At 39.2% G+C, this 12,450-nt stretch carries 12 protein-coding genes; 11 read left to right on the top strand and 1 reads right to left on the bottom strand.

Annotation, left to right across the window (positions count from 1 at the left end; all coding sequences use genetic code 11):
* The first annotated feature begins 114 nt into the window (after positions 1 to 114).
* The 7 genes from BMZ41_RS02075 (at position 115) to BMZ41_RS02045 (ending at position 7,367) form a co-directional block, all read left to right on the top strand.
* Positions 115 to 807, top strand: coding sequence for a L,D-transpeptidase (locus tag BMZ41_RS02075; RefSeq protein ID WP_090526617.1), 693 nt, complete (start codon positions 115 to 117; stop codon positions 805 to 807).
* 111 nt (positions 808 to 918) lie between these two features.
* Positions 919 to 1,371: a low molecular weight protein-tyrosine-phosphatase gene (locus BMZ41_RS02070; protein WP_090164132.1), complete on the top strand. Its 453-nt coding sequence runs from the start codon at positions 919 to 921 to the stop codon at positions 1,369 to 1,371.
* 4 nt (positions 1,372 to 1,375) lie between these two features.
* Positions 1,376 to 2,119 carry a sce7726 family protein gene (locus BMZ41_RS02065; RefSeq protein ID WP_090166085.1) on the top strand — a complete coding sequence of 248 codons (744 nt, stop codon included), beginning with the start codon at positions 1,376 to 1,378 and terminating at the stop codon, positions 2,117 to 2,119.
* Between the two features lie 127 nt (positions 2,120 to 2,246).
* Complete coding sequence (locus BMZ41_RS02060) at positions 2,247 to 3,752, top strand: ABC transporter substrate-binding protein/permease (RefSeq protein ID WP_090526615.1); 1,506 nt, start codon at positions 2,247 to 2,249, stop codon at positions 3,750 to 3,752.
* A gap of 17 nt (positions 3,753 to 3,769) precedes the next feature.
* A complete protein-coding gene (locus tag BMZ41_RS02055) occupies positions 3,770 to 4,507 on the top strand; it encodes an amino acid ABC transporter ATP-binding protein (RefSeq protein ID WP_090526614.1) in 738 nt (245 codons plus the stop codon).
* 94 nt (positions 4,508 to 4,601) lie between these two features.
* On the top strand, positions 4,602 to 5,771 hold the full coding sequence (gene alr, locus BMZ41_RS02050; protein ID WP_090166091.1) for an alanine racemase: 1,170 nt from the start codon (positions 4,602 to 4,604) through the stop codon (positions 5,769 to 5,771).
* Between the two features lie 192 nt (positions 5,772 to 5,963).
* Positions 5,964 to 7,367, top strand: coding sequence for a flagellin N-terminal helical domain-containing protein (locus tag BMZ41_RS02045; protein ID WP_090526612.1), 1,404 nt, complete (start codon positions 5,964 to 5,966; stop codon positions 7,365 to 7,367).
* Positions 7,368 to 7,463: 96 nt separating this feature from the next.
* Here the strand turns inward: BMZ41_RS02045 and BMZ41_RS02040 are convergent, their stop codons facing one another.
* The gene (locus BMZ41_RS02040; protein WP_090166095.1) at positions 7,464 to 8,012 is read right to left on the bottom strand and encodes a YgjV family protein; all 549 of its coding nucleotides are present in this window, start codon (positions 8,010 to 8,012) and stop codon (positions 7,464 to 7,466) included.
* Between the two features lie 195 nt (positions 8,013 to 8,207).
* On the opposite strand from BMZ41_RS02040, the gene BMZ41_RS02035 reads away from it, so the two are divergent.
* The 4 genes from BMZ41_RS02035 (at position 8,208) to BMZ41_RS02020 (ending at position 12,440) form a co-directional block, all read left to right on the top strand.
* Positions 8,208 to 10,151, top strand: a complete 1,944-nt coding sequence (locus BMZ41_RS02035; RefSeq protein ID WP_090526611.1) for a glycoside hydrolase family 127 protein — start codon at positions 8,208 to 8,210, stop codon at positions 10,149 to 10,151.
* A gap of 79 nt (positions 10,152 to 10,230) precedes the next feature.
* Positions 10,231 to 10,698: a LeuD/DmdB family oxidoreductase small subunit gene (locus BMZ41_RS02030; protein ID WP_090166098.1), complete on the top strand. Its 468-nt coding sequence runs from the start codon at positions 10,231 to 10,233 to the stop codon at positions 10,696 to 10,698.
* Between the two features lie 15 nt (positions 10,699 to 10,713).
* Complete coding sequence (locus tag BMZ41_RS02025) at positions 10,714 to 11,961, top strand: 3-isopropylmalate dehydratase large subunit (RefSeq protein ID WP_090526609.1); 1,248 nt, start codon at positions 10,714 to 10,716, stop codon at positions 11,959 to 11,961.
* The gene (locus BMZ41_RS02020; protein WP_090166102.1) at positions 11,961 to 12,440 is read left to right on the top strand and encodes a LeuD/DmdB family oxidoreductase small subunit; all 480 of its coding nucleotides are present in this window, start codon (positions 11,961 to 11,963) and stop codon (positions 12,438 to 12,440) included. Before BMZ41_RS02025 ends, BMZ41_RS02020 begins: the two co-directional genes overlap by 1 nt.
* The last annotated feature ends 10 nt before the right edge of the window (positions 12,441 to 12,450 follow it).

Raw genomic sequence — 12,450 nt, 5'->3', positions numbered from 1 at the left:
AATACTGTGAAACCCATTGAAAAATAATCTGCGTGTGATAACTTTTAAAATGAAAATGGTTCAATAATGAAAAAAGGGAGTGTAATAATCATTACTTTTTTAGGAGACTAAACTATGAAAAAGATTATTTTTACACTCACAATTATGGTGCTGGCATTTGCCCTCCAAAAGACTACAATCATTGTTGAAGCAGCAGAGATTACAGATTTTGATCCAGTGTATTATGCTGCCAACAATCCTGATGTAGTAGCTACATTTGGCAATGATCCGCAGATTTTGATGGCTCATTATATTAATTGTGGAAAAGCCGAAGGGCGTTATAAGAATCTAAATGAAGAGCTTACAGGGATTATTGTGGAGCCTGAGGTGATAGAACCAGAAGCCGTTGAGACACCTAGCTTGATTGGTACGGTATTTGATAATCTTCCGTATCCTACATATGTAGACGTGGATATAAATAATCAGACGGTTTCTTATTTTGAGAATAACGTTCTTGTAATGCAAAGTCCGTGCGTTACAGGAAAGACTTCTGCACATCGCGGTACACCTAGAGGAACCTATTCAATCAAGGCTCATATTCCAGGAAAGACTTTGAGAGGACCTACATGGAAGGTTTGGGTAGATTACTGGATGAGATTTACAGATTCCAACATTGGTCTCCATGATGCTACATGGCGTACAGCAGAAGAGTTTGGTGGAGATACTTATATTAATCATGGATCCCATGGTTGTGTAAATCTTCCACATGAATTTGCAGCACAGTTGTTTAATAAAGTAAATATTGGAACTAAAGTCGTAGTTAGATAATGAAGACTTTTTCAGGGCACGGGCATTTGTCTGTGCCCTTTTATTTTGAATATTGAAAGGACAACTGTTAAAATGAAACAAGTTAATAAAAAAGAGAACGGGGATTACACTATGCATAAAATATTATTCGTTTGCCATGGCTCTATTTGTAGATCGCCAATGGCCAAATATGTTTTTCAGGATATGGTAGATAAGCGCGGAATCAGTCAGGACTTTTACATTGATTGTGCGGCTATGACATATGAGGAAATCGGAAATCCGGTATATCCACCAACAAGACAGGTGCTTAATGCACATGGAATTAACTGTGATGGATATGCAGCCCGTCATATTCGTAAAGACGAATACGGAGAATTCGATTATATCATCGGAATGGATGCGGAGAACATGCACGATCTTGCATATGAATTTGGTCCAGATAAAGATGATAAGATTTACAGACTTCTAGATTTTACAGACAGACCAAGAGATATTGACGACCCATGGTACACACGTAAATTTGATGTTTGCTATGATGATGTACTTAGAGGCTGTGAAGGGTTATTAAAGCATTTAGGATATTAGAAGCATGCTTAAGGATAAGGATATAAGAGAGGCTTTATTTGATTATTTAGAGCTTGAATACGGCAAGACCAGAATCTTTGAGGAAAAGATGATAGGAAAATCTAGAGCCGATGTAATTATGGTGATTACAGGCGCTATAGTGGGTATCGAGATTAAGTCAGATGCAGACACTTATACAAGACTGGATAGTCAGATAAAGGATTATGATAAATATTTTGATTACAATTTAGTTGTTGTGGGAAGCAGTCATGCCAGCCATATAGAGGAGCATGTTCCCGAACACTGGGGCATCATCACAGTGGATGAAGTAGATGATAAGGCTGATTTTTATTTTCTCAGACAGCCACAGCTGAATAAAAAGATGAAGCTTGAGAGAAAAATAGAGCTGCTGTGGAGACCTGAGCTTGCTATGCTTCTTGAAAGATTTAGCATGCCTAAATATGCAGGCCAGAGCAAACCATTTGTGAGAAAGAAGATAATAGAATGGACAAAGACTCCACCTACAAAAGCTGAGATTACAAGAATAAAAAGAGCAGCAAAGGCTGAAGGTGTGGAACCAGATATACCAGAGACAAAGGTTGACCCAAAGGCTTTAAATGTAGAAATTAGTGAGCTTTTATTTGAGCGCGATTATGAAAAGCTTCTTGCAGACATAAAGGAATACCAAAAGGAAAAAAATCCTCGCAGAAGAGGTACAAAGAAATCTACCAGAGTACGAAGAATCAGAAGATTAGCTAAGAAACAATAGCATTGTGACAACTAAAATGAGAGAATCTGACTAAAAAAGTTAGGTTCTCTTTTAATTTTATATTGATATTTATTCATTTTGTGTTAATATATATGAATAAAAATACAGAGTAGGGGAATAAAAATTCATGAAGAAGAAATTATCGCTTATCCTTTTAGCTATGACAGCAGCATTGTTTGTAGCCTGCGGAACAGCTGATAAGGACACAGGAAAACAGATTCAGTCATTGGACGATTTACCAGGATCACGCATCGGAGTTCAGCTCGGTACTATTGGTGATATTTATGCATCCGATTTAGAGGGTGATGAAGAAGGCACTACAATCGAGCGATATAATAAGCTTACAGATGCAGTGCAGGCCTTAAGACAGGGAAAGATTGACTGCGTTATTGTTGATGAGCAGCCAGCTATTGCTACTACACAGGACGAGGCTAATCTTGAAATTCTTGATGAGCCATTCACAACAGAAGATTATGCAATCTGTATTGCAAAGGATAATGATGAGCTTCTTGAAAAAGTAAATGGTGCTCTTGCTGAATTAGTGGAAGATGGCACACTTGATCAGATTACAAAGAATTATATTGGTGCTGAGACAAAGGGAACCTGCCCTTATGAAACACCAGTTGGTACTGTATATGATAATGGTAAGCTTGTAGTTGTATCAAACGTTGCCTTCCCACCTTATGAATATTATGAAAATGGTGAAGCAGTAGGTATCGATATGGAACTTATCAAGGCTATCGGCGATAAGCTTGGTATGGAGATTGAAATCGAGGATATCGAGTTTGATAGTATCATCAATGCTGTAAGTTCACACAAGGCTGACCTCGGTATAGCTGGAATGACAAAGACAGAGGAGCGTCTTAAGTCTATCAACTTCTCTGAGTCATACGTAAAGACGAAGCAGGTAATCATTGTAAATAATGGAGCAGCAGCTGGAAGCAGCATCAGCTTTATAGAAAATCTTAAGAGAAACTTTGTAGATGACAGCAGATGGACATATCTTGTAAAGGGTCTTGTTAACACACTTATCATCGCTCTCCTGGCTGTACTTGCTGGTATGATTATAGGTTTTGTTGTGGCTATCATTCGTGTTACATATGACAAGACTGGCGGATGGGCTCTTGCAAATGTTATTTGTAAGCTTTACCTTACAATCATCCGTGGAACTCCTATGATGATTCAGCTTTTGATTATTTATTATGTAGTATTCAAGTCAGTGAATGTTCCAAAGCTTCTTGTGGCTATTATCGCATTTGCGATAAATTCTGGTGCATATGTAGCTGAGATTATGCGTGGTGGTATCATGTCTATTGATGGTGGTCAGATGGAGGCAGGACGAAGCCTTGGTCTTAACTATAAGCAGACTATGATTTCTATCATTTTACCTCAGGCTATTAAGAACGTACTTCCTGCACTTGGAAACGAGTTTATTTCACTTATTAAGGAAACATCAATCTGCGGTTACATTGGTCTTATGGATCTTACTCGTGGTGGTGATATTATCAGAAGTATTACTTACGAGGCATTCCTTCCATTGATTGCAGTTGCACTTATTTATCTTATTATTGTTCAGGTTCTTAACATGGGCGTAGGAAAGCTTGAAAAGAATTTGAGAAAGAGTGAACGATAATATAAGGAGAGAATAAAATGGCTAATGAAGTTTTAATAAAGGTTGAGAACCTATCAAAATCCTTTGGAGATAATGAGGTTCTTTCAAATGTAAATATGCAGATTGAAAAGGGAGAGGTTATTGCCATCATCGGACCATCTGGTTGTGGCAAGTCTACCTTCATTCGTACGTTGAACCAGCTTGAGGATGTTTCAAGTGGTACTATTTATCTTGATGGCGAAGATATTACTGCAAAGGGAGTAGATATAAATGATGTTCGCCGTCGTGTGGGAATGGTGTTCCAGCACTTCAATCTTTTCCCACATCTAACTATTAAGAAGAATCTAACACTTGCACCAGTAAAGCTTGGTCTTATGAGTCAGTCAGAAGCAGACGCAAAGGCAAAGGAACTTTTAGAGCGTGTTGGTCTTTCCGATAAGGCAGAAGCATATCCAGACAGCCTTTCAGGTGGACAGAAGCAGCGTATTGCTATCGCACGTACACTTGCCATGAATCCAGAGGTTATTCTTTTTGATGAGCCAACAAGCGCCCTTGACCCAGAAATGGTAGGTGAGGTTCTTTCTCTTATGAAGGAGCTTGCTGATGATGGAATGACAATGGTTGTTGTTACTCACGAGATGGGCTTTGCAAAAGAAGTAGCTGACCGAGTTATGTTCTTTGATGAAAAGGGAATCAAAGAGGAGGGTACTCCTGCTGAGATTTTTGAATTTCCGAAGAGCCAGCGTCTTCAGGATTTCTTATCTAAGGTATTGTAATTATTATGCTTCTCCAAAATTGGAGAAGCACTTTTTTTTATGTTTTAAAGTAGTATAATGATATGAGCTACTTTGATTTAGGAGATGATTAGAAATGGAATCTACACTTAGACGTACATGGGCAGAGATAAATCTTGATTCTATTGCCTATAATTATAAAAAGATAAGAGAAAAAATTGGACCAAATGTAAAGTTTCTTGGAGTTGTAAAGGCTGATGCTTATGGCCATGGATCTATTCAGGTAAGCCAGCTTTTAGAGGAGCTTGGAGCTGATTATTTAGCAGTAAGCAGTGCAGATGAGGCTTTGGAGCTTCGTGTAAATGGAATAAAGATGCCTATACTTATCCTTGGACATACTCCAAAGGAGCAGGTGGGACGTCTTATTGAATATGATATTACTCAGGCAATCACATGCAAGGCTAAGGCGGATGAGTACAGCGCTGAGGCTGTTAAGTGTGGTGGTACCTTAAAGGTTCATATTAAGGTGGACACAGGTATGTCACGTCTTGGCTATCTTTGCTATGATAATTATTTTGGAACTGGTGTTGAAGGCATTGTGGAAGCCTGCAAATTGCCAGGTCTTTCTGCCGAAGGTATCTTCACTCACTTTGCTGTTGCTGATGAGCATGGTGATCAGTGTGATGAATACACTAAAAAGCAGTTTGATTTATTTACACGTGTAATCGAGTCAGTAGAAAAGGAACTTGGCCATAAGTTTGCAATTCGTCACTGTGCAAATACAGGTGCTACAGTTCGCTTCCCTGATACTTATCTTGATATGGTTCGCCCCGGATTGTTACTTTATGGATACGGCGAGTTCGCTCATGAGATGGGATTGAAGCCAGCTATGACTATGAAGACTACAGTTAGCACCATCAAAATCTATCCAGAAGGCACAGCCATCAGCTACGGTGGAATGTTTGTTACTGACAAGACCACTCGTATTGGAGTTCTTCCATATGGTTATGCTGATGGATTCCTTCGCAGTCTTTCAAATAAATGCAGTCTTTATACAAAAGAGGGTCCAGCAAAGCTTCGTGGAAAGATTTGCATGGATATGTGTATGATTGATATTACTGATATGCCTACCGTTGATGTTGGCAGTGAGGTAGAAATCTTCGGAGAGAAGAATTCTATAGATGAGCTTGCTGAGCTCGCAGGAACAATTCCTTATGAGCTTACATGTGCTGTAAGTAAGCGCGTTCCTCGTATCTATCTTCGTGATGGAAATGTAGTCGAAAAGGAACTCATGCTTAGAATGTAAATGTGAATAAAGTGTGAAAAATAGTTATAAACGAAAATTCTTTTGAAAATGAGTTGACTTTTATAACGCTAGGCCTTATACTCCAAAACCGTGCGATAAATTCGCATGGTTTTTTTGGTTTAGTGCGAAAGCACTTTTGGTTTATTCCCCTAATGGATTTCGGGAATGTTTACATGGAGGTAAATAAAGATTATGGTAGTTCAACACAACATGCAGGCTTTAAATGCCGCAAGAGTACTTAACACAACAGCTGGTAGCCAGGCTAAGTCAACAGAGAAGTTAGCTTCAGGTTACAAGATTAACCGTGCAGCTGATGATGCAGCTGGTCTTTCAATTTCTGAGAAGATGCGTAAGCAGATCAGAGGTCTTTCACAGGCTTCAACAAACGCTCAGGATGGTGTTTCTGCAGTTCAGACAGCTGAAGGTGCTCTTACAGAAGTTCACTCAATGCTTCAGAGAATGAACGAGCTTGCTGTTCAGGCTTCAAATGGTACAAACTCTGAGTCAGATCGTTCATCTATCCAGAATGAGATTGACCAGCTTACAACAGAAATCGATCGTGTAGCTGAGTCTACAAAGTTCAATGAGACACACCTTCTTAAGGGTTCTAACGGAAAGAAGACTGTTAAGATTGATGCTCATGATGCTGGTCTTGAAGGAACACTTACTCAGAATACTGAGAAGGCTACTTTCACAATGAATAAGCTTAATGTTGGTGATAGCGTAACAATTGGTGGCACAAAGTACGAAATCGGTGCTAAGAGTGTTGCTGAGGCTCTTTCAACATTAAAGGTTGATAACACAACTACTGGTTCACTTATCATCGATGGTAAGACATATGAGCTTACAAAAGATACTAAGTCAGATGAAGAGGCAAAGATTACATTTAATGATATTACAGATCATGCTGGTCATGGTTCAACAATCCAGTACAATGGTAAGTCTGTAACAGTATTTGCTAAGAGCGCTACAGTAGATCCTACTTCATTTGCTGCTACAGATGAGAAGGTTGATATCAACAATAAGAACCTTATTACAGCACAGAAGGCATATAAGCTTGCTGCAACAGAGTTTACAGCTGCATCTAATATCGGTGCTTCTAAGACAAAGGCTACTGATGCAGAAATAGATACAACTGGTTCTCAGGTTAAGCTTACACTTACAAAGGGTGAGGCTGAGGTTCAGAACGATCTTACATTTAATCTTCATGTTGGTTCTGATGCTGACATGACAAACAAGATTAATGTTACAATCAATGCTATGGATTCTACAGCTCTTGGTATCAAGGGTCTTAACGTAGCTGATGCTACAGGTAAGTCTGCTACATACGCTATCGATGCTATCGCTGATGCTGTTTCTAAGGTATCTGCACAGCGTTCATCACTTGGTGCTATCCAGAACAGACTTGAGCACACAATTGCTAACGTCGATAACGTAGTTGAGAACACAAACGCTTCTGAGTCACGTATCCGTGATACAGATATGGCTGAGGAAATGGTTAACTACAGCAAGAACAACATCCTTCAGCAGGCAGGTCAGGCTATGCTTGCACAGTCTAACCAGGCTACAAATGGTGTTCTTTCAATCCTTGGTTAATTAAATCTTTTGATTGAATAAAAACGCGACATAAAATTTGGGCTTTTGGAAATATTCCAAAAGCCCTCTTTTTTGTATATGAAATTATTATATAAATTAGAATGGTTCCTTTTTATCATTTACAATTCTGTAAACACCAATCAAGCTTGTGACAAGTGAGAAGCAATCAAATGCAAATACTGTCCAGTTTCTAAGTACAAAATCGTAAGTTCCAAAGCTTAAAATACTTCCGATGCAACCAAGCTTGATTATAAGTGGATTCTTAGAGCTAAGTGTAAGAGTAATAAGTGTAGCTGCTACAAATGGAAGCCAATCCATAAGTCCGTGTGTGCCAGCTTTCTGTGGAAGCCATGCGAACCAAACATTGTATAAAGAAACATATGTAATTACGAACTGAAGAACGATAAAGAAAATCTTTAATGGAGTAGTAAATTTCCATTTGAGACAAACCATGTTTCTTATTAAGCTAACGATATTTCCAACTACCGCAGCGATTCCTCCGATGCAGGCATATGAAATAATAAAAAATATGAACTGCACGTTCTGAGCAATGAGCATGCCTCTTTTGGTCTTTAAATAGCCGATTCCTACCATTAAAATACAGGCGAGAATGGCGAATATCTGACTTACAATAAATAAATTCATTTTATATATCACCTCAAAACTAAATTTTTTACAGAAGATTATGATAAGTCATAAATGTGATAAAAAAAAGTATTAAATAGAAAACATAAAAATAACAATTTTATATATCTACAAAATCAAAAAAATGAGCACGTATTAAAATTGATTTGATATAATTTGGTTATCTAGTAAACAGTTTGATTGAAGGAGAAGGGTATGTCGAGTGTAAAGATTACATCAAGTTTTTGGGGTAGGTACAGGGAGTTAGTTCGAAGAGAAATGATTCCTTATCAGTGGCAGGTTTTGAATGATATTGCAGGCATCACTATCGAAAAAGAGAGGGATGATGCCAATATACCTAACGAGAAAAGCCATGCTATTGAGAATTTCAAGGTTGCTGCCGGAAAGGTACAGGGAACCCATTATGGCTGGACTTTTCAGGACAGTGACGTATATAAATGGCTGGAGGCAGTAGCATATTCACTTAGAGAGAAGATGGATCCAGAGTTGGAGAAAAATGCGTTGCAGGTTATTGATTTGATAGAAGCTGCTCAGGAACCTGATGGTTATCTTGATACTTATTTTTCGATTCTTGGAATTGAATATAAATATCAAAGCCTGGCAGGAAGCCATGAGCTTTATTGTATGGGGCATTTTATTGAGGCAGCGGTGGCTTATTATGCTACTACAGGCAATGAAAAAGTCCTTAATATAGCCAAAAAATGTGCAGATAATATCGATACAAATTTTGGCCCTGAGGAGGGCAAAATTCACGGTTATGATGGTCATGAAGAAATAGAGATAGGACTTCTGAGACTTTATCATACAACAGGTGAGGAGAGGTATCTTAATCTGGCAAAATACTTCCTTACAGAAAGAGGAAAACATCCTAATTTTTTCAAGGAACAGGCTAGAAAATATCAGGGGCCTAATGCCCTTAATTGGGTGGCAAATGCTCCTAATACATATTTTCAAAATCATGCACCTATATCCGAGCAGAAGACTGCAGAAGGACATGCAGTGCGCGTGGTTTATTTGTGTACAGCTCTTGCAGATTTAGCTGCAACAACTGGTGATCAGGAGATTTTAAAAATCTGTCGAACACTGTGGGATAACATCACTGATTGTAGAATGTTTATAACAGGTGGTATCGGCTCCACTGTAAATGGTGAGGCTTTTACGTTGGATTACGATTTGCCAAATGACACAATGTACTGTGAGACATGTGCTGCTATTGGACTTATGTTTTTTGCACGTCAGATGCTTAGAATTGATCCATGTGGAGAATACGCTGATGTGATGGAGCGTGCATTGTACAATTGCGCCTTGGCTGGAATGGCACTTGATGGCAAGCACTTTTTCTATGTAAATCCTCTTGAGGTTAATCCGGTAAAATCAAAGAAAGATCCAGGAAAAAGTCATGTTAAGCCGGTGAGACCTTCATGGCTTGGATGCGCATGCTGTCCTCCTAATCTGGCTAGAATGATTGCATCCTTGGATGATTTCGTATATACGATAAAAGATAATACTATTTTAGTTAATCAATATATGGATTCGGATTCCCTGTTGGATGTGGAAGATGGTGTTGTTTTAATAAAGCAGACTACAAGTTTTCCATGGGATGAGCAGGCAGGCCTTTACGTTAGCAATAACTCAGGGGTTAATGTAAAAATTGGAATAAGAATACCAGCCTGGTCTGAAAATTTTAGGATAAGAATAGGTGGCAATCTTGTGGAAATCGATTCACAGAAGGGCTATCACTACCTTGATGTGGCGCCAGGTGCCTCTGTGGTAATAGGAGTTAATTTTGATATGTCAGTAATTAGAAACTACGCTAATCCACACGTATCTGAGGACGTAGGCAAGGTGGCAGTTTCCAGAGGACCATTAATTTATTGTCTCGAGGGTGTTGATAATGGTGAAGACTTAAATTGTCTCAGCTTGCCATTAAATGCTCATTTTGAATACAAATTTGATCATAGTCTGCTTAACGGCGTAGGTTTGTTAACAACAACAGGAAAGAGACTATATGCAAAGAAAGATTCAGGTCTTTACACTAAAGACAAACCATCTCTTAAAGACGTAAAGCTCACATTTATTCCATATTATGCCTGGGCAAATCGTGGGGAAAATGAGATGCAGGTTTGGATTAGAGAATAATTTGTGCAATTTAGCTCTTTAAACCACTAAAGAATTACGTTACAATAGTTGCAATACTATTTTGACATCAGGAGGAATTATGGGTAAGGTATTTCGATTTAACAAAGACGTAGATACTGATCAGATTATCGCATCTCAATATCTGCTATTCCCTACAATAGACGAAATGAAGGTGCATACTTTTGAATCGCTAAATTCAGATTTTGCATCCCAGGTGAAGCCAGGGGATTTTGTTGTAGCTGATGAGAATTTTGGCTGTGGCTCTTCTCGCGAGCAGGCACCTAGTGTGCTAAAGGCTCTTGGAGTGAAGGCTGTAATCGCAAAGTCCTTTGCCCGTATTTTCTATCGTAATTCTATTAATATTGGTATGCCTGTAATTGTCAGCAAGGAACTATATGATGCTGTAAAAGATGGCGATGAAATGGAACTGGATTTGCAGGCCGGCATCATTACTGTAGGTGACAAGCAATTTCCATGTACCAAGCTACCAGCAAAAATGCAGGAAATTTTGGATCAGGGTGGCTTGATTGCATCGCTAGATAACTAAAAGGAGATAAAGATTATGGGCATGACTATGGCAGAAAAGATTATCGCTGCAGCCGCAGGAAAAGAGAGCTGTAAGGCTGGCGATATTGAGACAGTTACTTTAGACAGACTTATGAGTAATGATGGAACAACCCATCTTACTATTGATATGTATAACAATTTAAAAAAGCCAAGAATTGCTGATGTGGATAAATTGGTTTGGATTATTGACCATAATATTCCAGCGGATAGTCCAAAGACTGCAGCCTCTCATAAAAAAATGCGAGATTTTGCAAAAGAACATGGCATCACTTTTTATGAGGGAGAAGGCGTATGCCATCAGGTTATGATGGAAAAACACGTTCGTCCAGGCGAGCTTATTTTTGGTGCAGATTCCCACACATGTGCTTATGGAGCACTTGGAGCTTTCGGTACAGGTGTTGGATGTACAGATTATCTTTATGCAATGGTTACAGGAACCTCATGGCTTCTTGTTCCAGAAACAATCAGATTTAATCTTCATGGTGCATTAAAGAAGGGCGTATATGCACGTGATTTAATTCTTACTATTATCGGTCGAATCTCTGCAAATGGCGCTAATTACAAAGCTATGGAGTTTGCAGGAGATGGACTAAAAGGTCTTTCTATAGCAGACAGAATCTCTATCTGTAATCTCTGCGTTGAGGCTGGTGCCAAGACTGCACTTATGGAAGTAGATGATGTAGCTCTTGATTACCTAAAGGCACATGGCCGTGAGCCAAAGGCTATTTTTAAATCAGATGATGATGCTGTATTCTCAGAAGTTTTTGATATTGATTTATCGGAGATTGAGCCTATCGTTGCAAAACCACATTTCGTTGATAACATTGTTCCAGTATCAGAATGCGAAGGCACAAAAATTGACGAGGCATTCCTTGGCAGTTGTAACAATGGACGTATAGAAGACCTTCGTGTCGGAGCAGAGGTAATCAATGGAAAGCATGTGGCAGATAAAGTGAGATTCCTCGTTGTTCCAGCCAGTCGCGAAGTGTATAAGCAGGCTCTCAAAGAAGGTTTACTTGATATCTTTATGAGTGCAGGCGCAATGGTTATGAATCCTAATTGCAGTGTTTGCTGGGGTGCATGCCAGGGTGTCATCGGTGAAGGAGAGACCCTTATTTCAACAGGCACACGTAACTTTAAGGGCCGTGCAGGTCACAAGGATTCCTTTGTGTATTTGGCTTCTGCCGCTACAGTAACCGCATCAGCCATCAAAGGCTACATAACATCAGCGGAGGTACAGTAATGAGTAAGATTTGGAAATTAGATAATGACATAGATACAGACATTATTTTGCCTACAGAGTACCTAGCCTTTGAGACAGTGCAGGAGATGAAGCCTTACGCTTTTTCTCCGCTTAGACCAGACCTGGCGGCTCAGATTCAGCCTGGCGATATGATTGTTGCAGGAAACAATTTCGGTTGCGGTTCGTCTCGTGAGCAGGCACCAGAGGTGGTGAAGGCTCTTGGTATATCTTGCATTGTTGCAAAATCCTTTGCACGAATTTTCTTTAGAAATGCAATTAACAATGGACTTCTTTTAATCGAACAGCCGGATTTATATGATGAAGTAGCTGAAGGCGATGAGGCAGAGGTTATTCCAGGAAAAGAGATTATTGTTAATGGTAAATCCTATCCAATAGCAAGTCTTCCAGAAAATCTTACTGAGATTTTGGAGGCAGGCGGTCTTGTAAAGGCCATGAGAAAACGTAATGGATTAGACTAATTGGGAGGAT

This window comes from Pseudobutyrivibrio sp. UC1225, assembly GCF_900115215.1.
GTDB lineage: Bacteria > Bacillota > Clostridia > Lachnospirales > Lachnospiraceae > Pseudobutyrivibrio.
Note: the sequence above shows the minus strand (reverse complement) of the source record. Positions and strands in the feature narration are given on the sequence as shown.

Coding starts and splice junctions, on each gene's coding strand:
- BMZ41_RS02025 (WP_090526609.1), top strand. CDS start 10,714: ATGGGCATGACTATGGCAGAAAAGATTATCGCTGCAGCCGCAGGAAAA.
- BMZ41_RS02060 (WP_090526615.1), top strand. CDS start 2,247: ATGAAGAAGAAATTATCGCTTATCCTTTTAGCTATGACAGCAGCATTG.
- BMZ41_RS02075 (WP_090526617.1), top strand. CDS start 115: ATGAAAAAGATTATTTTTACACTCACAATTATGGTGCTGGCATTTGCC.
- BMZ41_RS02065 (WP_090166085.1), top strand. CDS start 1,376: ATGCTTAAGGATAAGGATATAAGAGAGGCTTTATTTGATTATTTAGAG.
- BMZ41_RS02020 (WP_090166102.1), top strand. CDS start 11,961: ATGAGTAAGATTTGGAAATTAGATAATGACATAGATACAGACATTATT.
- BMZ41_RS02045 (WP_090526612.1), top strand. CDS start 5,964: ATGGTAGTTCAACACAACATGCAGGCTTTAAATGCCGCAAGAGTACTT.
- BMZ41_RS02035 (WP_090526611.1), top strand. CDS start 8,208: ATGTCGAGTGTAAAGATTACATCAAGTTTTTGGGGTAGGTACAGGGAG.
- BMZ41_RS02070 (WP_090164132.1), top strand. CDS start 919: ATGCATAAAATATTATTCGTTTGCCATGGCTCTATTTGTAGATCGCCA.
- BMZ41_RS02030 (WP_090166098.1), top strand. CDS start 10,231: ATGGGTAAGGTATTTCGATTTAACAAAGACGTAGATACTGATCAGATT.
- BMZ41_RS02055 (WP_090526614.1), top strand. CDS start 3,770: ATGGCTAATGAAGTTTTAATAAAGGTTGAGAACCTATCAAAATCCTTT.
- alr (WP_090166091.1), top strand. CDS start 4,602: ATGGAATCTACACTTAGACGTACATGGGCAGAGATAAATCTTGATTCT.
- BMZ41_RS02040 (WP_090166095.1), bottom strand. CDS start 8,012: ATGAATTTATTTATTGTAAGTCAGATATTCGCCATTCTCGCCTGTATT.